The sequence below is a fragment of the Teichococcus aestuarii genome, assembly GCF_003116135.1.
Taxonomy (GTDB): domain Bacteria; phylum Pseudomonadota; class Alphaproteobacteria; order Acetobacterales; family Acetobacteraceae; genus Pseudoroseomonas; species Pseudoroseomonas aestuarii.
In genome coordinates this window covers 158148-179569 of sequence record NZ_PDOA01000002.1, presented here as the reverse complement: position 1 = coordinate 179569, position 21422 = coordinate 158148, and the positions used below count along the sequence as shown (strand labels likewise).

Genomic DNA, 21422 nt, shown 5'->3' with positions numbered 1-21422 from the left:
AAGCGTGACCGTGGCTGCCTTTCGGTTGGAGCCATGGCGCGATCCGGTCTAGAGAGCGCCGCATGGCCCGCTCTCCGGCGCGTGGTGGCCGCGCCGCGCCGCCGCCTTCCCCCTCCGCCGCCGCCCGGCCGCGCCAGCGCGGCGGCCTGGGGCGTTGGCTCGGCCGGCTGCTGGTGCTGCTGGTCTGGCTGGGCTTCGCCGGCGCCGCCCTGCTGCTCTACTTCGCCTGGGACCTGCCGCGGCCGGAGGAGGCGCTGGCCACCACGCGCCGCCCCTCCGTGACGCTGGAGGCCGCCGATGGCCGCCTGCTCTCCACCGCCGGCGACCTGTATGGCGAGGTGGTGCGGCTGGACGACCTGCCCGCCTACCTGCCCGGCGCGCTGATGGCGGTGGAGGACCGGCGCTTCCGCGAGCATTTCGGCCTGGACCCGGTCGGGCTGGCGCGCGCGCTCGTCGCCAACCTGCGCGCTGGCCGGGTGGTGCAGGGCGGCTCCACCCTGACGCAGCAACTGGCCAAGAACCTGTTCCTGACGCCCGAGCGCAGCCTGCGCCGCAAGGTGCAGGAGGCGATTCTGGCGCTGTGGCTGGAGCGGCGCTTCAGCAAGGACCAGCTGCTGGAGATCTACCTCAACCGCGTCTATCTCGGCGGCGGCGCCTATGGGGTGGATGCGGCGGCGCGGCTCTATTTCGGCGTGCCGGCGCGGCGCGTCTCGCTCTGGCAGGCGGCGATCCTGGCCGGGCTGCCCAAGGCGCCCTCCCGCCTCAACCCGCGCAGCGCGCCGGACGCCGCCATCCGCCGCGGCGCCGAGGTGCTGGAGGCCATGGCCGAGGTGGGCCTCATCACCGCCCGCCGCGCCGCGCAGGAGGCCGAGCGCATGGCCCTGCCGCGCCGCCCCTCCGGCGATTCCGGCTGGTTCTCCGACTGGGTGCAGGACGACCTGGCCGAGCACTACCCCGGCGCCGGCGACCTGGTGTTGCGCACCACGCTGGACCTGCGGCTGCAGGCGGCGGTGGAGGCGCGGCTGGAGGCGCTGCTGGCCGGCCCCGGCGCGGCGGCGGGGGTGGGGCAGGGCGCCGTGCTGGCGCTCGACCTGCGCGATGGCGCGGTGCGTGCCATGGCCGGCGGCCGCAGCTACCGCGCCAGCCCCTTCAACCGCGCCGTCACCGCGCGGCGGCAGCCGGGCTCGGTGTTCAAGCCCATCGTCTGGCTGGCGGCGCTGGAGGCGGGCGCCACGCCGGAGGAGGAGGTCTCCGACGCGCCGCTGACGCTGGCCGGCTGGTCGCCGCGCAACGGCGCCTGGCGTGGCCGCGGCGAGATCTCGCTGGAGGAGGCACTGGCGCACAGCGTCAACACCGCCGCCGTGCGGGTGCTGCTGCGCGCCGGCGGCGCCCGCGATGTGGCCGGGGTGGCGCGCCGACTCGGGCTGCGCGGACCGTTCCCGGACAATGCCTCGCTGGCGCTGGGCACGGCGGAGGCCACGCTGATCGACCTCGTCGCCGCCTATGCCGCCTTCGGCAATGGCGGCCTGCGGGTGGAGCCCTATGGCGTGGCGCGCGCCGAATCGGCCCACCGCCTCCTGGCCGTGCCGCGCACCGCGCCGCAGCGCGTGCTCTCGGCCGAGCACGCGGCGATGATGCGGCGCATGCTCGGCGCCGTGGTGGCGCGCGGCACCGGCCGCGCCGCCCTCGTGCCGGGTAAGGTTGTGGGAGGCAAGACCGGTACAACGCAGGAATTCCGCGATGCCTGGTTCATTGGGCTTGCGCCCCCCCTGGTCATCGGCGTCTGGCTGGGCAATGACGACGCCCGGCCGATGGACGACGTCCGCGGCGGCACCCTGCCGGCACAACTGTTCCGCGATATCGTGGAGGAAGGACTTCCATGACCGACGCCCCCGCCCGCCTGGCTGGCCTGGCTCGCCCGATGCAGCACGCCATGAACAACCTCTACATGGTGTTGCAGGCCAATCTGGAGGCCGTGCAGGCCACGCTGCCACCGGAGGAGCGCAACGCGGTGCGCCTCGGCCGCGCACTGCAGGGGGCGCGGGAGATGGAGGCGCTGATCCGCGCCTATCTGCGCCTCGGCCGCCCGCATGAGGAAGGGCAGGTGGATTCCGGCAAGTTCCTGGAGGCGGTGCGGCCGGTGCTGGCCCTGGCCGTCGGCAAGCCGCTGAAGGTGGAGGTGCTGGCCACCGCCACCATCGCGCCGCCCCGGCCGGAGGTGGACCTCGCCCTGCTGGACCTGACCGCCGGCGCGCGCGGCCTGCCGCCCGGCCAGCCGCCCCTGCTGCGGCTGGATGGCAGCGCCATCGAGGTGAACTGGCCGGCGCCGGAGGGAGCGCTGGAGGCACTGGCCGAGCTCGGGCTGCAGGCCAGCAGCCAGGACGGCGCCACCCGCATCGTCCTGGGCTGAGGCGGCCTCAGCCCTCCTCCGGGCCACCCTCCCGCAGATAGTCCTCGGTGGTCATCGGGCGCGGGCGGGCGGTGCTGGCATAGGGGTCGATCTGGCTGTTGGTGGCGGCCGAGACGCGGCAATCCTCGCACAGGTCGAGCATCGCCAGCCGCGCCGGGTCGGTGAACATCCAGTGGCCGCCGGCGCGCAGCCGCTCCTTCACCCGGTCGATCGAGGCGCGGGTGCCGAAGGCCTTGGCGCAGGACGGGCAGATGGCCGGCGCCTCCTGCTTCACCACCTGGCGCTGCGCCGCCTCCGGCCGCAGGTCCAGCCGCGGCTCCAGGCTGATGACCTTCTCCGGGCAGGTGTTGGCGCAGAGGCCGCACTGCACGCAGGCATCCTCCAGGAAGGACAGCTCCGGCCGCTCCGGATTGGCGGCGAAGGCGCCGGTGGGGCAGACCATGGTGCAGGCGAGGCAGAGGGTGCAGCCCTCCACCGCCACATGCGCCGCGCCGAAGGGCGCCGCCTCCGGCATCGGGATCACCGCCGGCGCCGCCTCCGCCGCCGCGCGCAGCGCGGAGAGCGCCGTCCTCAGGATCTCGCGCGGGGCGCCGAGCGGCAGGAACTCCGCCCGCGCGGCAGGCGCCGGGCGCGGCGCGGCGGCCAGCATCTCCGCGAGGGTGAACGGGTCGTCCGTCTCGATCACGCCGGGGGCATGCGGCAGGCCGAGGCCCGCGAGCGCCGCCTCGGCATAGTCCACATTGCGCAGCACGCCCTCGGCGCCGTGCGGCCGGCGGGCCGGCAGCAGCAGCTGCACGTCCGACGCGCCCCAGGCGAAGGGCGCCACCAGCAGGGCGAGGTCGGCCGCCGTCACGGCGTGCAGCCGCAGTGGCAGCACATGCGCCGGCAGGCCGGGGCCGTGGCGGGAGAGGGCGTCGATCATCGCCTCGCCCGCCGCCTCGTGCAGCAGCAGGGTGGGGGCCTGGCCGCCCGCCGCGCGGTAGGCCAGCAGCAGGGCGCGGATGCGGCGCAGCACCGCATCCGTCGGCGGCAGGTCGTACTGCGCGGCGCCGGTCGGGCAGATGGCGGCGCAGGCGCCGCAGCCGGCGCAGATCTCGGCGCTGATCGCCACGCTGTCCCAGTGCCCCTTGGCGGAGGGGGTGATGGCGCCGGTGGGGCAGAGGTCGAGGCAGCGGGTGCAGCCGGTGCGCTTGTTGCGCGAATGCGCGCAGAGCCCGGCGTCGAAGCGGATGAAGCGCGGCTTGTCGAACTGCCCGACCAGCTCGCCCGCCTCGCGGGTGATGCGTTCCAGCGCCACCGCGTCGCCCGGCGCGGCGCGCAGGTAGCCCTGCCGCACCTCGTGCGTCGGGAAGAGCGGCGCACGGCCGGTGAGGTCGATCAGGATGTCGCATTCGCTGGCGGCGCCGTCGCGCGGCGCGCCCCAGCGATAGGCGGCGCGGGAGGAGGGGGCGGCCGCCGCGTAGCCGTCGATGGCGACGGCGAAATGCCCGAGCCAGCCGGTGGCGCTGCGGGCGCGGCCGCGCAGCACGGGGTATTCGGCCTGCGGGCGGGGCGCCACCTCGGCCTCGCCGGTCAGCAGCACGGTGATGTCGAGCCGGTCCTTCAGCCGCTCGGCCAAGTCGAGGGCCGCCTCGTCGCGGCCCAGGATCAGCGTCACGCCCTGGCTCTCCAGCGGCACCAGGGGGGTGGCGGGCATCGGCACGGCGGCGGCGGCCAGCAGGGCGGCCATCTTCGGCCCGGCCTGCGCACCCTCCCGCGACCAGCCGGCCTGCTCGCGCACATTGGCGAAGTCCAGCGCGCCGGCATGGCCGGCGGCCTCCGCCTCCTGGCGGAACAGCGGCGCCTCCTGGGTGCAGCCCACCGTCACGTCGCCTTCGCCCAGCGCCGCCATGAAGCGGTCCAGCTGGGCGCGGCAGAGCTGCTCGGCGGTGCGCAGCCGCCCGCCGCAGCCCCGCGCCAGCGCGCCCTCGTCCAGCACCATGGTGTCCTCGCAGCTGCAGGCGAAGACGGTGCGGCCGCGGGGAGAGGCGGGGGTGTTGGCCGGATGTGTCATGAATTCTCCTGCCCGCAGTAATTTTCCCGTCGGCTGTCCCGGCGCGGGCCGAAGCGCATATATCCACGCGGATGCCGGATGACGAGGGAAGAGCACCCAGAATGCACGAAGGATTGCCGCCCCTGCCCAGCCTGTTCGCCCCGCTGAAGCTGGCGCCGGACGAGGATGCGCGCGCCCGGGCCATGGCGTTGGCGCCGGAGCGGGGTGGCGGGCTGCTGCCCTGGCTGGCGGCGCCGGACCGCATCGAGGCCGCGCTGGTGCTGGAGCCGGAGGAGAGCCTCGCCGCCGCCCGCGCGGGCCTGCTGGCGGCCGCCAGCGCCGCCGCCGATGCGCTGGTGGTGCTCGGCCCGCCCGAGATCCCGGTGACGCTGCGCTGGCCCGCCGGCATCGTGCTGAACGGCGCGCAGGTGGGCGAGGCCTTCCTCGGCGCGCCGCCCGGCCTGCCGGAGGAGGCGGTGCCGGACTGGCTGGTGGTGGGTATCCGCCTGGCCTGGCGCCACCCGGAGGGGTATGAGCCCGGCCGCGACCCCGGCCGCACCGCGCTGGCCGAGGAGGGCTTCCTGGAGATTCCACCCGGGGAGCTGGTGGCCGCCTGGGCGCGGCACCTGATGGCGGGCCTCTCCGAATGGCAGTCGCGCGGCTTCCGCGCCATGGCCGAGCGGGTGCTGGCGCGGCTGGAGGTGGAGGAGTGGATGGAGGGCGCGCGGCGCGGCCTCGACCCCGCCACCGGTGCGCTGCTGCTGCGCCGCGAGGGCGCGGCCGATGAGCGCCGCCCGCTGGAGGCCGCATGACCCCGCGCCGCACCTTCCTGCCGCGCACGCTGCGGCTCGACCCGTCCGACACGGTGGTGTTCTCCCGCGCCGCCGCGCCGGGGGAGTGGGCCGTGCCCGGTGGCTTCGACTTCTGGGACGAGGACCCGGCCGCGCTCGCCGGCAAGCGGCGGCAGGAATTCCGCGCCGGCTTCCTCGGCCTCGGCAGCTTCGGCTTCTCCACCCTGGTGGAGGTGGCCGAGGCCACGCCGGCCGAGCGCGCCGCGGCGGTGGCGACCCTGGCCGCGCGGATCCGCGCCGCCTATGGCGCGCCGGACGAGGCCGCCGCCCGCGCCGCCGCCGAGGAGGAGCTGGCCTTCGCCGAATCGCTCTGCGGCCACCCGCCCGGCACGGTGCTGGCGCTCGCCCGCGCGGTGGAGGGCGGAGAGGTGCGCGAGCGCTTCCGCACCCTGCACCGGCGCGAGACGCCGCACAGCGATTTCGGCAGCCTGCCGGTGTTCGGCATCGTCGAGGTGGAGGGGGAGGAGCCCGAGGCGGTGGACCTCGCCGCCCTTCCCCGGCGCGGATGACCCGCGCTTCCCTTTCCCGTTCTGGTAATGGCGCATGACCCCTGATTTCTGGATCGCCTCCGGCCACCAGCTCTGCGACCGCGACGAGGCGGGGCGCCTGGTCCCGACGCCGGACCTCTGGCGCGCCTTCCTCGCCCGCCCCGAGCTGGTGCCGCCGGAGGAGGCCTGCGGCGCCGAGCGCGCCCTGCACGCGGCGCTGCTGGCGGAGCCGCTGCACCCGGTGGCGCCCGCCACCCTGGCGGCGCTGGCCGACCCGGACGCGGCCGAGAACTGGCAGGTCTTTCTCACGTTCCGCGACCGGGTGATGGCCCACCCCACGCTGGAGGCCGCCTGGCTGGCGCTCTATCGCGAGGGCGTGGCGGGCGTGCCGCCGCTGTTCCTGCAGATGCTGACCCAGCTCATCGCCCGCGCGGCGATGGAGGGGGAGGCGGATGCCTATGCGCTGCGCGCCGCCGAATGCCTCTTTCGCCCGCAGCGCGCCGCCATCCACCAGGGCGCGCTGCTGCTGGCCGACGAGGAGGTGGTGGCCGCCCGCGCGGCGGATGGCGACCTCGGCGCGCTGGGCCGGCTGCTGACCGAGGCCGGCGCCACCCCGCGCGAGGTGGAGCTGGACGTGCTGGGCGAGGCCGACCCGGCCGCCTATGCCGCCCGCTCCGACGCGCATGACTACGCGCTCGACATCGCCGAGGGCCGCCCCGGCCAGCAGGGCCTGGCCCGCGCGCTGGAGCGCTTCATCCGGCACGTGCTGGGCGAGGAGGTGACGATCCGCCCCACCCGGCTGATCGAGGATGCAGACTGGTCCTGGCATGTGGGGCTGGACAGCGAGGCCACCGGCATCGCCAACGACCTCTGGAACGGGCAGGCGGTGGCGCAGGAGCGGCTGGCGCGCATCCTCTGGCTCGGCGTGCTGGAGTTCCGCGAGACGACGCGCGTGCTGCCGCGCCTGGCCGGCCGCCCCGTCTACCTGGCGCTGGCGATGAACCCGGCCAAGCTGGTGCGCATGAAGCCGCAGAACCTGGCCACCGGCCTGCCGCTGATCGCCGCCGAGGCGGCGCTGTGAGGCCCCGATGCTGACCGACACGCCCGACAGCCTGCACATCCGCGTCGCCGTCATCGCCGAGCGGCGGCCCTCGTCCAGCCCCTGGGCGGACTGGTCCTGGCGCGTCGTGGAGGTGCTGGCGGAGGCGCCCGATGTGCCGCCCTGGACGCTGCTGCGGCAGGAGGAGGGGCGCGCCCTGTTCCTGGCCGGCCATGCCGCGGTGGCGCTGCACCCGACCGACACCAGCAACTACCTGAGCAACCTGGAGAGCGAGGACCCCCGGCTGTGGGTGGTGCTGCGCCCCGCTGCCGGCGAGCCGGGCATGGCGCTGCACCTGGTGACGATCGACCCGGGCGAGGCGCATCTCTACGCCGATGTCGGCAACGACACGCTGGAGAGCCTGAGGCTGCCGGCCTTCCTGCACGGGCCGCTGGAGGCGTATGTGGCCCGCCACCACCGCGAGCGCGGCTTCTCGAAGCGGCAGCGCGACCGGGCCGACCCGGAGGCACTGGCCCGCCGCGCGCCGGGCGGCCGGACGGGGGGAGGGGAGCGGTGAGCGGCGAGGGCTTCCTCAGCCGCTGGTCCCGCCGCAAGCGCGGCGTGGAGCCGGAGGCCGCGCCGGAACCGCCGGCGCCGGGCAGGGCGGCGCCCATGCCCGCCGCCCCGTCCGCCGTTCCGCCTGCCGCTTTTCCCGCCGTTGGGCCTGATCCGGCCGCGGCGGCGGACGCGTTCGACCCCGCCAGCCTGCCGCCGCTGGAAAGCCTGGGGCCGGAGAGCGACTTCACCGCCTTCCTCAAACCCAACGTGCCGGCATTGCTGCGGCAGGCGGCGCTGCGGCGGATGTGGTCGCTCGACCCCGGCATACGCGACTTCGTCGGCCCCGCCGACTATGCGTGGGATTTCAATGCCGCCGACGGGGTGCCCGGCTTCTCGCCGGAGCTGGGCGGCAACCTGCGCAAGCTGCTGGCGCAGGCGATCGGCGCCCCGCCCGAGCCGGAGGAGGACGAGGCCGCCGCCGAGGATGCGGAGGCGGGCGCGCCGCAGGGAAGCCCAGCCGGCGAGGCGGCTGTGGCGGAAGGCCCCATGGAGGGTCCCGTGGACGGCTCCTTGGACGGCCCCCTGGAAGGCGCGCCGCCGCTCCCGTCTCTGGCTTCCGCGCCGCTGACGCCGCTGCGGCTCAGCCCGCTGCCGGAGGCCGCGCCGGCCGTGACGGCAGCGGGCGAGACCGCAGCGGGCGAGGCTGGGCCGGGCGAGACTGCACCGGCCGAGGCTGCGCTGCCGGCCCGCCGCCGGCATGGCGGGGCCGTTCCACAATAGAAAGCAGTAATTGAGAATAGTTCTCAAATGGTGTCTGAGCCGGATACTTGCTCATAACCGACCGGATGAGTCAGAATGGTATATGGCCTCTCTTCGCGGAGCGGCCGGCTGCCGTTCAAAACCTCTGACCATCGGACCGCCCGACGCATGACCACCCCGGTCTCGCCGACCGCCGCCCTCGATCTGCTGGAGCTGGAGCGCGCCCGGCTGTTCGCCCTGCTGGGGCGGCTGCTGGTGGCGCCGCCGGATGGCGCGCTGCTGGCCAATCTGCGCGCGCTGCGCGGCGAGGCGGGCAGCGTGCTGGGCGATGCCTACGGCCAGCTGGCCGAGGCGGCGCGGCAGACCGACCCGGCGCAGGCGGAGCGCGAGTACCATGCGTTGTTCATCGGCGTCGGGCGCGGGGAGCTGCTGCCCTTCGCCTCCTACTACCTCACCGGCTTCCTGCATGAGCGCCCGCTGGCCGAGCTGCGCGCCACGCTGGGCCAGCTTGGCGTCGAGCGCGCGCCCGGCGTGGCGGAACCGGAGGACCATCTGGGGTTTCTCTGCGAGACCATGGCCGGGCTGATCGCGGGGGTGTTCCCCGCCGGGCCGGAGGAAGCCGCCGGCTTCTTCACCCGCCACGTGCAGCCCTGGGCCACGCGCTGCTTCGCCGACCTGCAGGCGGCCGAGGCGGCGCAGTTCTACCGGGCCGTCGGCGCGCTGGGACGCGCGGCGATGGAGATCGAGGCGACGGCGGCCGGGCTGCCGGCATAAAGACAAGACCAAGGAGCGCGGCGATGCACGACGGGAACGAGAACAAGGTGGCGGAGCGGCGCGGCTTCCTGAAGACGCTGGGCCTGGCCGGGGGCGCCGCCGCGGCGGCCGCCGCTCCCGCCGCCGCGCAGGCGCAGGCGCCGCGCCCGCGCAAGGAGACGGAGGTCGAGAAGGTGGCGGCGCGCTATCGCGAGACCGACCACGTCAAGGCCTTCTACCGCACCAACCGCTACTGAGACGGGACAGGGAAGGGACGCCCCATGCTGATCAAGCGCAGCGAGGGGAAGGCCGCCCGTCAGCGGCTTTCCTCCACCTATCAGGGTCTCTCCGCCGGCGGGATGGACCGGCGCAGCTTCCTGCGGCAGGCGGGCCTCGGCGGCGCCGGGCTGGCGGCGCTGGGCAGCTTCGGCCTGACCACCGCGCGCCCGGCCGCCGCCGGCCCGACCAACTTCAGCCAGCCGATCCAGCGCATCAAGAACATCTGCACCCATTGCTCGGTGGGCTGCACGGTCGTGGCGGAGGTGCAGAACGGCGTCTGGGTCGGGCAGGAGCCGGCCTTCGAGAGCCCGATCAACCGCGGCACGCATTGCGCCAAGGGCGCCTCGGTGCGTGAGCTGGTGCATGGCGACCGCCGGCTGAAATACCCGATGAAGCTGGTGGACGGGCAGTGGCAGCGCGTCTCCTGGGAGCAGGCGATCGAGGAGATCGGCGACAAGCTGCTGGAGATCCGGCAGAAATCCGGCCCCGATTCGGTCTACTGGCTGGGCAGCGCCAAGTTCAGCAACGAGGGCGCCTACCTGATGCGGAAGTTCGCCGCATTCTGGGGCAGCAACACGATCGACCACCAGGCGCGCATCTGCCACTCGACCACCGTGGCCGGCGTCTCCAACGTCATGGGCTACGGCGCCCAGACCAACAGCTACAACGACACGCGCAACGCGCGCACCATGATCATCATGGGCGGCAACCCGGCGGAAGCGCACCCGATCTCGATGCAGCACATGCTGGCGGGCAAGGAGCAGAACCGCGCGAACGTGATCGTCATCGATCCGCGCTTCACCCGCACGGCGGCGCACGCCACCGAGTATGTCCGCATCCGCCCCGGCACCGACATCCCCATCATCTGGGGCATGCTCTGGCATATCTTCGAGAACGGGTGGGAGGACAAGGAGTTCATCGCCCAGCGGGTGTTCGGCATGGACGACGTCCGCAAGGAGGTCGCCAAGTGGAACCCGCGCGAGGTCGAGCGCGTCACCGGCGTGCCCGAGGCCCAGCTGAAGAAGGTGGCGCAGATCTTCGCCACCCAGAAGCCGGCCACGCTGATCTGGTGCATGGGCGCCACGCAGAAGACCGTGGGCACCGCCAATGTGCGCGCCTTCACCATCCTGCTGCTGGCCACCGGCAACATGGGCCGGCCCGGCACCGGCGCCAACATCTACCGCGGCCACACCAACGTGCAGGGCGCGACGGATTTCGGCCTCGATGTCACCACCCTGCCGGCCTATTACGGGCTGGACGAGGCGGCCTGGCGCCACTGGTGCCGGGTGTGGGACGTGCCCTATGAGTGGATGGTGCAGCGCTTCGCCAGCAAGGCGCTGATGGAGACGCCCGGCATCCCCACCACGCGCTGGTTCGACGCCGTGCTGCTGCCGAAGGACCAGCTGTCGCAGCCGGATACGGTGAAGGCCTTCATCGCCATCGGCCATGGCGGCAACACCGTCAGCCGCATGCCCGAGGCGATCAAGGGCATGGATGCGCTCGAGCTGCTCGTGGTGGCCGATCCGCACCCGACCAACCTCTCCAGCATGTCGAACCGGCGCGACAACACCTACCTGCTGCCGATCTCGACGCAGTTCGAGTGCGATGGCAGCCGCACCGCCTCCAACCGCTCGCTGCAGTGGGGCTCCAAGATCGTCGACCCGATCTTCGAGTGCAAGAACGACTACGAGCTACTCTACCTGCTGGCGCGGAAGTTCGGCTTCGCCCAGGAGATGTTCAAGTCGATCGAGGTGAAGGGCACGCAGCCCGTCGCCGAGAGCATCACCCGCGAGTTCAACCGCGGCGCCATCTCCACGGGCTATTCTGGCCAGTCGCCCGAGCGGCTGAAGCTGCACATGCAGCGCCAGGAGGATTTCGACCTGGTAACGCTGCGCGGCCGCCCCGGCTCCCCGGTGGAGGGCGAGGTCTATGGCCTGCCCTGGCCCTGCTGGGGCACGCCGGAGATGAAGCACCCCGGCACGCACATCCTCTACAACACCAACCTGCACGTGAAGGAAGGCGGCGGCTGCTTCCGCGCACGCTGGGGCGTGGAGCGCGAGGGCAAGACGCTGCTGGCCGAGAGGTCCTATTCCAAGGGCTCGGAGCTGACGGACGGCTACCCGGAGTTCACCGTGGCCGTGCTGAAGCGCCTGGGCTGGTACGACGAGCTGACGGCGCAGGAGAAGGAGATCATCGCCCGGGTGGGCGGCGACAATCCGGACCGCGTCTCCTGGTCGACCGACCTGTCCTTCGGCATCATCCGCGTGGCGCTGGAGCATGGCTGCCAGCCCTCCGGCAACGGCAAGGCCCGCGCCAATGCCTGGAACCTGCCCGACCCGGTGCCGGTGCACCGCGAGCCGATCTACACCCCGCGCACCGACCTGATCGCCGACTACCCCGCGATCGACGACCGGCGCACTTTCCGCTTGCCGCACCTGGCCAAGAGCGTGCAGGCGCGCTCCTACAGCCTGGCGACCTCCTTCCCCATCGTGCTGACCTCCGGCCGGCTGGTGGAGTACGAGGGCGGCGGCGAGGAGACGCGCTCCAACCGCTGGCTGGCCGAGCTGCAGCAGGACATGTTCGTCGAGATCAACCCGGCGGATGCGGAGGCGCGCGGCATCAAGCCCGGCCAGATGGTCTGGGTGGACGGCGTGGAGAACAGCGCCAAGGTGCGGGTGAAGGCCCTGGTGACCGACCGTGTCGCCAAGGGGGTGGCCTTCATGCCCTTCCACTTCGGCGGCTGGTACCAGGGCGAGGACCGGCGCGGCTACTACCCGCCGGGGACCGACCCCATCGTGCTCGGCGAGAGCGTGAATACCGTGACAACCTATGGCTACGACCCGGTGACCGCGATGCAGGAAACCAAGGTCACGCTCTGCCAGATCCGCGGCGCGTGACAGGGAGGAATTGATCCATGGCCCGCATGAAATTCCTCTGTGACAGCGACCGTTGCATCGAGTGCAACGCCTGCGTCACCGCCTGCAAGAACGAGAACGAGGTGCCCTGGGGCATCAACCGCCGCCGCGTCGTCACCATCAATGACGGCAAGGCGGGCGAGCGCTCGATCTCAATGGCCTGCATGCACTGCACGGACGCGCCCTGCGCCGCCGTCTGCCCCGTCTCGTGCTTCTACACGACGGCGGATGCCATCGTGCTGCACGACAAGGACCTGTGCATCGGCTGCGGCTACTGCTTCTACGCCTGCCCCTTCGGCGCCCCGCAATACCCGAAGGTCGGGAATTTCGGCGGGCGCGGCAAGATGGACAAGTGCACCTACTGCGCCGGCGGCCCGCAGCAGGACAACACGGCGGCGGAATACGCGCAGTACGGCGCCAACCGCATCGCCGAGGGCAAGCTGCCGCTCTGCGCCGAGATGTGCTCCACCCGCTCGCTGATGGCGGGCGATGGCGACATCATCGCCTCCATCTACAAGGAGCGGGTGCAGAAGCGCGGCTATGGCAGCGGTGCCTGGGGCTGGCGCACCGCCTATCGCGAGACGGTGGACGTCTGATGAGCATGCTCCGTTCCACGCTGATCGCCCTGGCCGCCGCCGCGCCCCTGCTGGGCGCGCCGGCCCTTGCCCAGGCCCCGGCGGCCGAGGCGCCGCCTGCTGCGGCTCCGGCGGCGGAAGCGCCGCCCGCCCCGGCCCAGCCGCAGGCGCCAGCGCCGGCGCAGCCACAGACCGGGGCGCAGCCGCAGGCCCCGGCCGATGCCGGCGCCGCCGCGCGCACCACCACCGACCCGCAGGTGCGCCAGGCCCTGCCGCCCGCCTCCCAGACGCAGCAGCAGCTGCCCCAGGACGATGGCGCCGGCCCGCCGCAGGGCTCCTCGGAGGTACAGGCCCCGGTGCCCGAGGTGCAGAGCGCCGGCGAGACCGGGCAGCGGCAGGTGCCGAACAGCGCCGACCCGGAGCAGCCCACCGGCACGCCGGCCGCGCCCCAGCCGCAGGTGGCGCCGACGCCGGTGCAGCCCATCCCGGCCCCGCCGCCGCTGGGCAACCGCAACCTCTCCGCCGAGGAGCTGGAGCTGCAGAGCGCGCTGACCGGCCGGCGCATCACCGGCATCGTCAGCATCCCGGACGACAAGCTGGCCGTGCTGGTGCAGCCGGAAGGGCGGGACTGGCGGGCCTTCCGCAACAGCACCATGATGTGGATCGGCGGCGTCGCCATCCTCGGGGTGCTGGCGGTGCTGGCGCTGTTCTTCCTGGTGCGCGGGCGCATCCGCATGCGCCACGGCCCCTCCGGCCGCACCATGCAGCGCTTCAACTTCCTGGAGCGCTCGCTGCACTGGCTGACGGCCAGCACCTTCATCGTGCTGGCGCTCTCCGGGCTCAACCTGGTCTATGGCCGGCACCTGCTGCGGCCGGTGATCGGGCCGGAGGCCTTCACCACCGTCTCCGAGCTCGGCAAGATCGCCCACAACTTCCTGGCCTTCCCCTTCACCCTGGGCGTCCTCGGGCTGCTGGCGCTCTGGGTGCGGGACAACATCCCGAACAAGCTGGACTGGGTCTGGCTGAAGAATGGCGGCGGCTTCATCGGCGATGCGCACCCGCAGGCCGGGCGCTTCAACGGCGGGCAGAAGGCGGTGTTCTGGATCACGGTGCTGGGCGGCGGCGCGGTCGCGGCCTCCGGCTTCCTGCTGATGTTCCCCTTCTTCGTCCTGAACATCGAGGGCCAGCAGATCGGCCACATGCTGCACAGCGTGCTGTCGATGCTGATGATCGCGGCCATGCTGGCGCATATCTACATCGGCAGCCTGGGCATGGAGGGCGCCTTCAGCGCCATGGGCAGCGGCAAGGTGGACTACAACTGGGCCCGCGAGCACCACAGCATGTGGGTGGATGACGAGCTGAAGCGGGCGCATGAATCCGTGCGGCCCGAGCCCGCCACGCGCCCCGCCGGCGCCGACTGAGGCGGCCGGAAAGAACCGCAGGGCCGGGGGAATTCCATTCCCCCGGCTTTTTTTTGCCCGCCGCCCCGGATAAGGCTTCCCGCATGCGCCTGATCGGATTGGCCGGCTGGAGTGGCGCCGGCAAGACCACCCTCCTCGCCCGGCTGATTCCCTGCCTGACCGGCCGTGGCCTGACGGTCTCCACCGTGAAGCACGCGCACCACCGCTTCGACGTGGACCAGCCGGGCAAGGACAGCCACACCCACCGGCAGGCGGGCGCGCAGCAGGTGCTGGTCTCCTCCGCGCAGCGCTGGGCGCTGATGACCGAGCTTCGCGGCGCCCCCGAGCCGGCCCTGCCGGAGCTGCTGGCGCAGCTCGCCCCGGTAGACCTCGTGCTGGTGGAGGGCTTCAAGCGCGACCACCACCCCAAGATCGAGGTGTTCCGCGCCGCCAACGGCAAGCCCTGGCTGCACCCGGAGGATTCCGCCATCCGCGCCGCCGCCACGGACACGCCGCCCCCCGGCGGCGCCCTGCCCCATGCCGGGCTGGACGATATCGAGGCGGTGGCCGGCCTCGTCCTGCGCTACGCTGCGCCATGGCCCAGCTGAGCGACGACTGCTTCGCCTTCGGCGGCGCGCTGCTCTCGGTGGAGGCGGCGGCGGCGCTGATCGCGGCGCGCGTGCCCCCCCTCGGCGGCACCGAGACGGTGCCGTTGGCGCAGGCGCGCGGCCGCGTGCTGGCGGCCGACCTGTTCGCGCCGCACCCGCTGCCGCCCTTCTTCAACAGCGCCGTCGATGGCTATGCCTTCCGCCATGCCGATCTGCGCGCGGGGGAGGAGACGCGGCTGCGCCTCGCTGGCCGCCTCGCCGCCGGGCAGCAGGCGGCGGCGGCGCTCGCCCCCGGCACGGCCTGCCGCATCCTGACCGGTGCCCCCATGCCGCCGGGCGCCGACACGGTGATGATGCAGGAGGATGCCCGGCTGGAGGGCGGCGCGCTGCTGCTGCCGGCCGGGCTGAGGCCCGGCGCCAATTGCCGCCCGGCGGGGGAGGATGTGGCGCAGGGCGCGCTGGCCCTGCCGGCCGGGCGCCTGCTCGACCCGCCGGCCATCGGCCTGGCCGCGGCGCTCGGCCTGCCGGCGCTCGCCGTCACGGCGCGGCCGCGCATCGGCGTGTTCAGCACGGGCGACGAGCTGGCCACGCCCGGCACCCCCCTCGGCCCGGCCCAGACCTTCGACAGCAACCGCTTCTCCCTGCTGGCGCTGCTGGCCGGGCTGCCGGTGGAGCCGGTCGATCTCGGCATCCTGCCCGACCGCGCCGAGGCCACCCGTGCCGCGCTGCGCGAGGCGGCCGGGGCGCACGACATGCTGCTCACCTCCGGCGGCGTCTCGGCGGGGGAGGAGGACCATGTGCGCGCCGCCATCGAGGCGGCGGGCAGCCTGGTGTTCTGGCGCCTGGCGCTGAAGCCGGGGCGGCCGGCGGCGATGGGCGTCATCGGCGGAACCCCGGTGCTGGGGCTGCCGGGCAACCCGGTGGCGGCCTTCGTCACCTTCCTGCACCTGGCGCGGCCGCTGGCGCTGCGGCTCTGCGGCGCGGCGCCGGTGCCGCTGCCGCGCTTCCTGGCGGAAGCTGCCTTTCCCTACCGCAAGAAGGCGGGGCGGCGGGAATATGTGCGCGTCACGCTCTGCCCCGGCGCGCCGGGCGGGCTGCCGGTGGCCGCCAAATACGCGCGGGAGGGGGCGGGGCTGCTCTCCTCCCTGACGCAGAGCGATGCCTTCGCCGAGCTGCCGGAAGAGTCCCTCGGCGTGGCGCCGGGGGACCGGCTGGTGGTGCTGCCCTTCGCGGGGCTTTTCTAGGGGCCTCTTCTGAAGCCGGGTCGCGGCCCCATCTCTGCGGCAGCATCCGCGAGGGAAAGAGAGCCGCATGTTCATCGCCATGAACCGCTTCCAGGTCGCGCCGGGCTCCGAGGCCGAGTTCGAGCAGGTCTGGAAGAGCCGCGAATCGCACCTGCACACCGTGCCCGGCTTCGTCGAGTTCCACCTGCTGCGCGGCCCGCAGCGGGAGGACCATGTGCTCTACGCCTCGCACACCATCTGGAAGGACCGGGAGTCCTTCGAGGGCTGGACCCGCTCCGACGCGTTCCGCGCGGCGCACCGGGGCGCCGGGCAGACCAAGGTGCTCTATCTCGGCCCGCCGCAGTTCGAGGGGTTCGAGGTGATCCAGACGGTGGGGCACCCCGGCCCCGGCGCCTGACGCGGCGGGGGCGCGGCCCTCAGGCCCGGGCGCGTGCCAGCCGGGCCTGCACCGCCGCGCGCACCACCGGCCGCAGCCGCTGGTAGCTCAGCCACAGCAGCGCCGCGCCGGCCAGCACGCCGCCGATCGCCAGCGGGTCCGGCTCCGGGCCGAGCTGCCGCGCCAGCCAGCCGCCCACCGTGCCGGGCATCAGCACCAGCGGCGCCCAGACCAGGGCCGAGAGCACGTTGGCGCTCTGGAACGGCCAGTTGCGCATGCCCACCACGCCCGCTGCCAGCGGCGTCACCGCCCGCATCGGCCCGAGGAAGCGACCGATGAACACCGCCCACCAGCCCCAGCGCCGGAACACCACCACCGACCAGGCATAGACGCGGCGGCAGGATCTCGGCAGCCGCCGCCGCACCGCATAGGGGCCGAACCAGCGTGCCAGCCAGTAGCCGGCGGCATCGCCCAGGATCCCTCCCGCCACGCAGGCCAGCAGCGCCGGCCCGGGCGCGATCAGCCCGCCGCCGATCAGCGCCCCCACCGCCAGCAGCAGCGCCGTGGACGGCACCACGATGCTGACGATGGGGAAGGATTCGAAAAAGGCGATGAGGAACGTCACCGGCGCCGCCCAGGCGGCATTGGCACGCACCCAGGCCTCGAAGGCCATGGTCCAGTCTTCCAACATGGCGGAGCGGTAGCAGAGCAGGCGGCACCCCCGCCAGAGAAGGCTGCGTGAGCGGGGCGGCGATGCCCCGGGCCAGGGGCGGGGGCCAGAGGCGGGGGGGCTTGAGGGGGAAGGCGCTGCGGCGGCACACTCCACGCAAGGAATGGAGGAGAATGGCCATGGCAGGCCGCCGCGGGCTGCTGCGTGCGTGCATGAAGGGCGCCGCCCTGGCAGGGGCGGGGGCAGGGACGTGGGCCGCGCCCGGCGCCCCGCGCGCCAGGGCCGCCGCAGCCTCCGGCTGGCCCGCCCGCCCGGTGCGGCTGATCCTCCCCGACGCACCGGGCAGCGGCAACGACACGGTGGCCCGGCTGGTGGCGCCCGCCCTGGAGGCCGCGCTGGGGCAGCCCTTCGTCATCGAGAACCGCGGCGGCGCGGGCGGGCGCATCGGCGTCGAGGCCGCCCACAACGCGGCGCCGGACGGCTACAGCTTCCTGCTCGGCAATGCCGGCTCCAACGGCATCAACGCCGCCATCTACCGCGACCTGCCCTATGACCTCGCCACCGCCTTCGAGCCGGTCTCGCTGCTGGTGCAGGGCCCCAACGTGCTGGTGGTGAACCGCCGCCTGCTGGCGGCGCGCGACCTGCCGGCGCTGATCGCCGCCCTGCGGGCGCGGCCGGGGGCGCTGAACTACGCCTCCGGCGGCATCGGCTCCTCCGCGCACATGTCGATGGAGCTGTTCAAGGCGGAGGCCGGGCTCGACATCGTGCACGTGCCCTATCGCGGCACGCCGGCCATGGCGCAGTCCGTCATCGCCGGCGACACGGCGCTGATGTTCGCCAATCTGGTCAACGTCATGCCCTATATCCGCCGTGGCGAGCTCGCCGCGCTGGCGGTCACCTTCCTCGGCCGCAGCGCCGAGCTGCCCGAGGTGCCGCCGGTGGCCGACACCCTGCCCGGCTTCGAGACGCTGGCCTGGAACGGCATCCTCGCCCCGCGCGGCACCCCGGCGCCCATCCGCGAGCGGCTGCACGCCGCCCTGGCCGGGCTGCGCGACTCGGCCGAGTTGCGGGACCGCGTGCGGCTGCTCGGCGGCGAGCTGGTCGCCGGCCCGCCGGAGGCCTTCGGCCAGCGGATCGTCCACGACATCGCCCAGTGGAAGGCCCTGGCCGCCCGGGCCGGCATCCAGGCGGAGTGACACACCCCATGCGCATCACCGCCCTCGACTTCCTCGGCACCCAGGTCACGCCCAAGACCAACTGGTGCTTCCTGCTGGTGCGCACCGATGCCGGGCTGACCGGCCTCGGCGAGTGCACCCTCGCAAACCAGGAGGGCGCCCTGGCCGCCGAGGCCGCGCGGCTGGCCGCGCAGGTGGTGGGGGAGGAGGCCGCCGCGCGCAACCGGCTGTGCCAGGTGCTGCCGCACGCCCCCGGCGGGCTGGTGGCGCAGACGGTGCAGAGCGCCTTCGAGGCGGCGCTGTGGGACATCGCCGGGCAGGCGGCGGGCGTGCCGATCCATCACCTGCTGGGCGGCGCGCTGCGGCCGCGGGTGACGCTCTACGCCAACATCAACCGCGGCGCGCAGCCGCGCACGCCGGAGGGCTTCGCCGCCGCCGCGCGCCGCGCCGTGGCGCAGGGCTTCACCGCCGTGAAGCTGGCGCCCTTCGAGCCGATGGTCTGGCAGGATGCCGGTGGCGACACCGCCGCGCAGCGCGCCGCCTATGCGGGGGGACTGGACCGCATCGCCGCCGTGCGCGAGGCGGTGGGCGGCGGGGCCGATGTCATGGTCGATGCCCATTGGCGCTTCTCGGCCGGCGGCGCCGCGGCGCTGATCCGCGACCTGGCGCCGCTCGATCTCTATTGGCTGGAATGCCCCGTCGCCGAGGGCAACCTGCCGGAGATCCGCCGCCTGCGCGGCCTGGCGAACGAGCGCGGCATGCGCCTGGCGGGGGCGGAGACGCTGAGCGGCCTCGCCGCCTACCGTCCGCTGATCGAGCAGGGCTGCTACGACGTGCTGATGCCCGACATCAAGCACGCCGGCGGGCATGAGGAGATCCGCCGCATCGCCGCGCTGGCGCTGACGGCCGGCATCGAGGTCGCGCCGCACAACCCCACCGGGCCGGTCTGCCACGCGCATTCGCTGCATCTCTGCGCGACCCTGGCGAACTTCCTGCGCCTGGAGGTGCAGTTCGGCGAGACGGACCGCTTCTTCACCCTGGTCTCGGGCGGCGAGGCGCTGGCCTTCCAGGAGGGCGCGGCGCGGCTGCCCGACCGGCCCGGCCTTGGCATCGCGCTGCGGGAGGCGGAGGCGCGCGGCACCCCCTGGCAGGCGATGCCGCGCCCCTGGCTGGACCCGCGCCTCGGCTGAGGCGGCTCAGTTCACGCGCAGGTCGTACTGCTTCACCAGCCTGCCGAAGCGCTCGTACTCGGCGTTGTGGTAGGCGGTGAAGTCGGTGCGGCGGCGCAGCAGGATCGGCATGTCCATCCGCCTGAAGCCCTCCACCACGGCGGGCGCCGCCACGGCCTGGGCGCAGGCCTCCTCGATCGGCTTCAGGGTGGCATCCGGCGTGCCGGCGGGCGCGTAGAGGCCGGACCAGATGGTGAAGTTCAGGTCGAAGCCCAGCTCCCGCATGGTGGGCGTGTCCGGGAATTCCTTCGCCCGCGCCGCGCTGAAGACGGCGATGGGGTGCAGGTTGTACTGCCGGACCAGGTTGCCCTGGTCGGTGAACAGCGAGAGCTGCTTCCCCGCCATGGCCTGCATCACGTCGCCCGAGCCCCGGAAGGGGATGTGGTTCATCTCGATGCCCGCCAGCCTCTCCAGCGAGATCATGCTGATATGCGGCGTGCCGCCGGGGCCGGTGCTGGCATAGGCGAAGGCGCCCGGGTTCTCGCGCGCGCGGGCCACCACGTCCTGCAGCGTCCGCAGGCCCGAATCCTGCTGCGTCATCATCACCACATGCGCCGCCGAGATCTGGCACACGGGGATGAACTCCGCCTGCTGGAAGGGGGCGCCGCGGGTGTGCGGCGTCAGCACCAGCGAGCCGCCGGGCGCGAACAGGATGGTCTCGCCATCCGGGCGGGAGCGGGTGAGCTCCATGGCGCCCACCGTGCCGTTGGCGCCGGGCGAGTTCTTGATCACGACCTGACGGCCCAGGGCCTTGGCCATCTCGGGCTGCAGGATGCGGGCCATCAGGTCGGACGCGCCACCGGGCGGGTAGCCGACGATCATGGTGATGGCGTTCTGGGCCATGGCGGATGAGGCGCTTGCCAGGAGGCAGGCAAGCGCCGCCGCGAGGGCAGCGTAACGCATCGGGCTTCTCTCCCATTCGGCTTTTTTTGTTTTACGCACGCAACGCAGGCAGCATAGGAAAGGCCGGCCGCGCCAGCCAGGGGAGTCGCGCCCCTTCCGGCGCTCCTGAAACCCGGCGCTCTTGAAAAATGCCGCCTGAAAGGCGAAAACCCGGATGCTCTGGCATCCGCCCGTTGAGCGTCTGCGGACGCCATCGCGGAGGGTGGCCTTGCGGGACGATGCGGGTCCGCCACATCGTCAGGAGAATGCCGGGTTAGCACAGCGGTAGTGCAGCGGTTTTGTAAACCGAAGGTCGGGGGTTCGATCCCCTCACCCGGCAAATGCCCCCGCCCTGTTCCCCATTGTCCTCCCACGATGCCGCGATCGGCGGGCCCTGCGGGCTCCCGGCGGCGCGGCCGCCTTCCCATGTCAGGTGCCGCGGGTGGAAAGGGGATGCGATGAGGGCCGGCATGAGGATCTCCGCCTGGGGCGCCGCCCTGCTCTCCCTGGCGGCCTGCGCCGGCTGGGAGAAGCCCGGCGCCACCGGCGCCGAGAGGCAGGCCGCGCTGGGCCGGTGCGAGGCGGCCGGCCGCCAGATCCCCCCCGAGTGGCAGGATTACGTGGAACGCCCCGGCTACTGGGAGCCGTCGGTGACCGAGTGCGGCCGCGATGGCCGGCGCTGCTGGACCTCGCCGGGCGGCTTCCGCCCGCCCCAGTACCGGACGCGCGATGCCGCCGCGCCGCTGCGCGCCACGGTCATCGAGGCCTGCATGCGCGACCAGGGCTGGACGCGGAAGGAAGGGCTGTAGGGGATTTCCGGCCCGCCGGGATTCATCGGGCCGGAGCCTCCGCCCCGGGGCCGTTCCGGCCAGATTCCCCTCGCCGCGCGCCGGATCGTATGCTGTGCTGCCCTGCGGCACAGCGGGAGGCGGGCGATGCGGGCAGTGGCGGTGGAGGGCGGCGCATGGCCCTGATCGGCCACAATGGCGGCCCGCCGCTGGAGCCGGAGCCCGACCTTTCCTGGAATGCCTGGAACTGGCGCCGTGCCAGCCGCAAGGCCTGGAAGACGCCGCCGCGCGAGATCGCGCTGCGTCGCCTCGCCCGGGCCGAGGAGCTGGGGATGAGCTACCGCGAATACACGCTCGAGATCCTGGAGCGCGGCCGCCACCTCTGAGCGGC

The 21422-nt window shown here is 73.6% G+C and carries 22 protein-coding genes and 1 tRNA gene; 20 read left to right on the top strand and 3 right to left on the bottom strand.

The window, feature by feature from the left end:
• The first annotated feature begins 62 nt into the window (after positions 1-62).
• Positions 63-1883, top strand: a complete 1821-nt coding sequence (locus CR165_RS03765) for a transglycosylase domain-containing protein (protein ID WP_109515631.1) — start codon at positions 63-65, stop codon at positions 1881-1883.
• Positions 1880-2410, top strand: a complete 531-nt coding sequence (locus CR165_RS03760) for a hypothetical protein (protein WP_109515630.1) — start codon at positions 1880-1882, stop codon at positions 2408-2410. Before CR165_RS03765 ends, CR165_RS03760 begins: the two co-directional genes overlap by 4 nt.
• Positions 2411-2417: 7 nt before the next feature.
• Here CR165_RS03760 and CR165_RS03755 read toward each other — a convergent pair whose 3' ends face one another.
• Positions 2418-4463 (bottom strand): 4Fe-4S dicluster domain-containing protein, encoded by a 2046-nt coding sequence (locus CR165_RS03755; protein ID WP_109515629.1) that lies wholly within the window; start codon positions 4461-4463, stop codon positions 2418-2420.
• A gap of 101 nt (positions 4464-4564) precedes the next feature.
• Between CR165_RS03755 and CR165_RS03750 the strand changes: the two genes are divergently transcribed.
• The 13 genes from CR165_RS03750 to CR165_RS03690 all read left to right on the top strand — a co-directional run bounded on the left by CR165_RS03750 (position 4565) and on the right by CR165_RS03690 (position 16308).
• Positions 4565-5254, top strand: a complete 690-nt coding sequence (locus tag CR165_RS03750; RefSeq protein WP_109515628.1) for a biotin/lipoate--protein ligase family protein — start codon at positions 4565-4567, stop codon at positions 5252-5254.
• Positions 5251-5802 carry a DUF6505 family protein gene (locus tag CR165_RS03745; protein ID WP_109515627.1) on the top strand — a complete coding sequence of 184 codons (552 nt, stop codon included), beginning with the start codon at positions 5251-5253 and terminating at the stop codon, positions 5800-5802. Before CR165_RS03750 ends, CR165_RS03745 begins: the two co-directional genes overlap by 4 nt.
• Before the next feature lie 34 nt (positions 5803-5836).
• Positions 5837-6862, top strand: a complete 1026-nt coding sequence (locus tag CR165_RS03740) for a DUF6352 family protein (protein WP_109515626.1) — start codon at positions 5837-5839, stop codon at positions 6860-6862.
• 7 nt (positions 6863-6869) lie between these two features.
• Positions 6870-7397: a DUF3305 domain-containing protein gene (locus CR165_RS03735; RefSeq protein WP_109515625.1), complete on the top strand. Its 528-nt coding sequence runs from the start codon at positions 6870-6872 to the stop codon at positions 7395-7397.
• Positions 7394-8158 carry a DUF3306 domain-containing protein gene (locus CR165_RS25345; protein ID WP_219929675.1) on the top strand — a complete coding sequence of 255 codons (765 nt, stop codon included), beginning with the start codon at positions 7394-7396 and terminating at the stop codon, positions 8156-8158. Before CR165_RS03735 ends, CR165_RS25345 begins: the two co-directional genes overlap by 4 nt.
• A gap of 147 nt (positions 8159-8305) precedes the next feature.
• On the top strand, positions 8306-8911 hold the full coding sequence (locus CR165_RS03725) for a TorD/DmsD family molecular chaperone (protein ID WP_109515624.1): 606 nt from the start codon (positions 8306-8308) through the stop codon (positions 8909-8911).
• 23 nt (positions 8912-8934) lie between these two features.
• On the top strand, positions 8935-9147 hold the full coding sequence (locus CR165_RS03720; protein ID WP_109515623.1) for a twin-arginine translocation signal domain-containing protein: 213 nt from the start codon (positions 8935-8937) through the stop codon (positions 9145-9147).
• Between the two features lie 24 nt (positions 9148-9171).
• A complete protein-coding gene (locus tag CR165_RS03715) occupies positions 9172-12066 on the top strand; it encodes a formate dehydrogenase subunit alpha (RefSeq protein WP_109515622.1) in 2895 nt (964 codons plus the stop codon).
• Positions 12067-12083: 17 nt separating this feature from the next.
• Positions 12084-12680, top strand: a complete 597-nt coding sequence (gene fdh3B, locus CR165_RS03710) for a formate dehydrogenase FDH3 subunit beta (protein WP_109515621.1) — start codon at positions 12084-12086, stop codon at positions 12678-12680.
• Positions 12680-14080: a formate dehydrogenase subunit gamma gene (locus tag CR165_RS03705; protein WP_245906094.1), complete on the top strand. Its 1401-nt coding sequence runs from the start codon at positions 12680-12682 to the stop codon at positions 14078-14080. The genes fdh3B and CR165_RS03705 overlap by 1 nt, the downstream gene beginning before the upstream one ends.
• 83 nt (positions 14081-14163) lie before the next feature.
• On the top strand, positions 14164-14667 hold the full coding sequence (gene mobB / locus CR165_RS03700; protein ID WP_109515620.1) for a molybdopterin-guanine dinucleotide biosynthesis protein B: 504 nt from the start codon (positions 14164-14166) through the stop codon (positions 14665-14667).
• Entirely contained in the window at positions 14655-15911 is a 1257-nt protein-coding gene (locus CR165_RS03695) for a molybdopterin molybdotransferase MoeA (RefSeq protein ID WP_109515619.1), read from the top strand. The genes mobB and CR165_RS03695 overlap by 13 nt, the downstream gene beginning before the upstream one ends.
• Positions 15912-15978: 67 nt before the next feature.
• Positions 15979-16308, top strand: a complete 330-nt coding sequence (locus CR165_RS03690; protein WP_109515618.1) for an antibiotic biosynthesis monooxygenase family protein — start codon at positions 15979-15981, stop codon at positions 16306-16308.
• A gap of 19 nt (positions 16309-16327) precedes the next feature.
• Here CR165_RS03690 and CR165_RS03685 read toward each other — a convergent pair whose 3' ends face one another.
• The gene (locus tag CR165_RS03685) at positions 16328-16960 is read right to left on the bottom strand and encodes a DedA family protein (RefSeq protein ID WP_245906092.1); all 633 of its coding nucleotides are present in this window, start codon (positions 16958-16960) and stop codon (positions 16328-16330) included.
• Positions 16961-17136: 176 nt separating this feature from the next.
• Here CR165_RS03685 and CR165_RS03680 point away from each other — a divergent pair, with 176 nt between their 5' ends.
• On the top strand, positions 17137-18153 hold the full coding sequence (locus CR165_RS03680) for a tripartite tricarboxylate transporter substrate-binding protein (RefSeq protein WP_181377989.1): 1017 nt from the start codon (positions 17137-17139) through the stop codon (positions 18151-18153).
• An 8-nt stretch (positions 18154-18161) separates the two neighbouring features.
• Complete coding sequence (locus CR165_RS03675) at positions 18162-19322, top strand: mandelate racemase/muconate lactonizing enzyme family protein (protein WP_109515615.1); 1161 nt, start codon at positions 18162-18164, stop codon at positions 19320-19322.
• A 6-nt stretch (positions 19323-19328) separates the two neighbouring features.
• Here CR165_RS03675 and CR165_RS03670 read toward each other — a convergent pair whose 3' ends face one another.
• Entirely contained in the window at positions 19329-20264 is a 936-nt protein-coding gene (locus tag CR165_RS03670; RefSeq protein WP_109515614.1) for a tripartite tricarboxylate transporter substrate binding protein, read from the bottom strand.
• A 247-nt stretch (positions 20265-20511) separates the two neighbouring features.
• Here CR165_RS03670 and CR165_RS03665 point away from each other — a divergent pair.
• The 3 genes from CR165_RS03665 to CR165_RS03655 all read left to right on the top strand — a co-directional run bounded on the left by CR165_RS03665 (position 20512) and on the right by CR165_RS03655 (position 21417).
• Positions 20512-20583: transfer RNA gene (locus tag CR165_RS03665), tRNA-Thr, on the top strand.
• A gap of 130 nt (positions 20584-20713) precedes the next feature.
• Positions 20714-21052 carry a hypothetical protein gene (locus CR165_RS03660; protein ID WP_146201818.1) on the top strand — a complete coding sequence of 113 codons (339 nt, stop codon included), beginning with the start codon at positions 20714-20716 and terminating at the stop codon, positions 21050-21052.
• A 155-nt stretch (positions 21053-21207) separates the two neighbouring features.
• A complete protein-coding gene (locus CR165_RS03655) occupies positions 21208-21417 on the top strand; it encodes a hypothetical protein (RefSeq protein WP_109515612.1) in 210 nt (69 codons plus the stop codon).
• Positions 21418-21422: the final 5 nt, after the last annotated feature.

What these genes read in the sequence shown, in the direction of transcription:
- CR165_RS03660 (WP_146201818.1), top strand. Translation starts at nt 20,714, where the DNA reads ATGAGGATCTCCGCCTGGGGCGCCGCCCTGCTCTCCCTGGCGGCCTGC.
- CR165_RS03750 (WP_109515628.1), top strand. Translation starts at nt 4,565, where the DNA reads ATGCACGAAGGATTGCCGCCCCTGCCCAGCCTGTTCGCCCCGCTGAAG.
- CR165_RS03670 (WP_109515614.1), bottom strand. Translation starts at nt 20,264, where the DNA reads ATGCGTTACGCTGCCCTCGCGGCGGCGCTTGCCTGCCTCCTGGCAAGC.
- CR165_RS03735 (WP_109515625.1), top strand. Translation starts at nt 6,870, where the DNA reads ATGCTGACCGACACGCCCGACAGCCTGCACATCCGCGTCGCCGTCATC.
- fdh3B (WP_109515621.1), top strand. Translation starts at nt 12,084, where the DNA reads ATGGCCCGCATGAAATTCCTCTGTGACAGCGACCGTTGCATCGAGTGC.
- CR165_RS03720 (WP_109515623.1), top strand. Translation starts at nt 8,935, where the DNA reads ATGCACGACGGGAACGAGAACAAGGTGGCGGAGCGGCGCGGCTTCCTG.
- CR165_RS03760 (WP_109515630.1), top strand. Translation starts at nt 1,880, where the DNA reads ATGACCGACGCCCCCGCCCGCCTGGCTGGCCTGGCTCGCCCGATGCAG.
- CR165_RS03685 (WP_245906092.1), bottom strand. Translation starts at nt 16,960, where the DNA reads ATGGCCTTCGAGGCCTGGGTGCGTGCCAATGCCGCCTGGGCGGCGCCG.
- CR165_RS03690 (WP_109515618.1), top strand. Translation starts at nt 15,979, where the DNA reads ATGTTCATCGCCATGAACCGCTTCCAGGTCGCGCCGGGCTCCGAGGCC.
- mobB (WP_109515620.1), top strand. Translation starts at nt 14,164, where the DNA reads ATGCGCCTGATCGGATTGGCCGGCTGGAGTGGCGCCGGCAAGACCACC.
- CR165_RS03725 (WP_109515624.1), top strand. Translation starts at nt 8,306, where the DNA reads ATGACCACCCCGGTCTCGCCGACCGCCGCCCTCGATCTGCTGGAGCTG.
- CR165_RS03745 (WP_109515627.1), top strand. Translation starts at nt 5,251, where the DNA reads ATGACCCCGCGCCGCACCTTCCTGCCGCGCACGCTGCGGCTCGACCCG.
- CR165_RS03715 (WP_109515622.1), top strand. Translation starts at nt 9,172, where the DNA reads ATGCTGATCAAGCGCAGCGAGGGGAAGGCCGCCCGTCAGCGGCTTTCC.
- CR165_RS03755 (WP_109515629.1), bottom strand. Translation starts at nt 4,463, where the DNA reads ATGACACATCCGGCCAACACCCCCGCCTCTCCCCGCGGCCGCACCGTC.
- CR165_RS03705 (WP_245906094.1), top strand. Translation starts at nt 12,680, where the DNA reads ATGAGCATGCTCCGTTCCACGCTGATCGCCCTGGCCGCCGCCGCGCCC.
- CR165_RS03680 (WP_181377989.1), top strand. Translation starts at nt 17,137, where the DNA reads ATGGCAGGCCGCCGCGGGCTGCTGCGTGCGTGCATGAAGGGCGCCGCC.
- CR165_RS03765 (WP_109515631.1), top strand. Translation starts at nt 63, where the DNA reads ATGGCCCGCTCTCCGGCGCGTGGTGGCCGCGCCGCGCCGCCGCCTTCC.
- CR165_RS03740 (WP_109515626.1), top strand. Translation starts at nt 5,837, where the DNA reads ATGACCCCTGATTTCTGGATCGCCTCCGGCCACCAGCTCTGCGACCGC.
- CR165_RS03695 (WP_109515619.1), top strand. Translation starts at nt 14,655, where the DNA reads ATGGCCCAGCTGAGCGACGACTGCTTCGCCTTCGGCGGCGCGCTGCTC.
- CR165_RS03655 (WP_109515612.1), top strand. Translation starts at nt 21,208, where the DNA reads ATGGCCCTGATCGGCCACAATGGCGGCCCGCCGCTGGAGCCGGAGCCC.
- CR165_RS03675 (WP_109515615.1), top strand. Translation starts at nt 18,162, where the DNA reads ATGCGCATCACCGCCCTCGACTTCCTCGGCACCCAGGTCACGCCCAAG.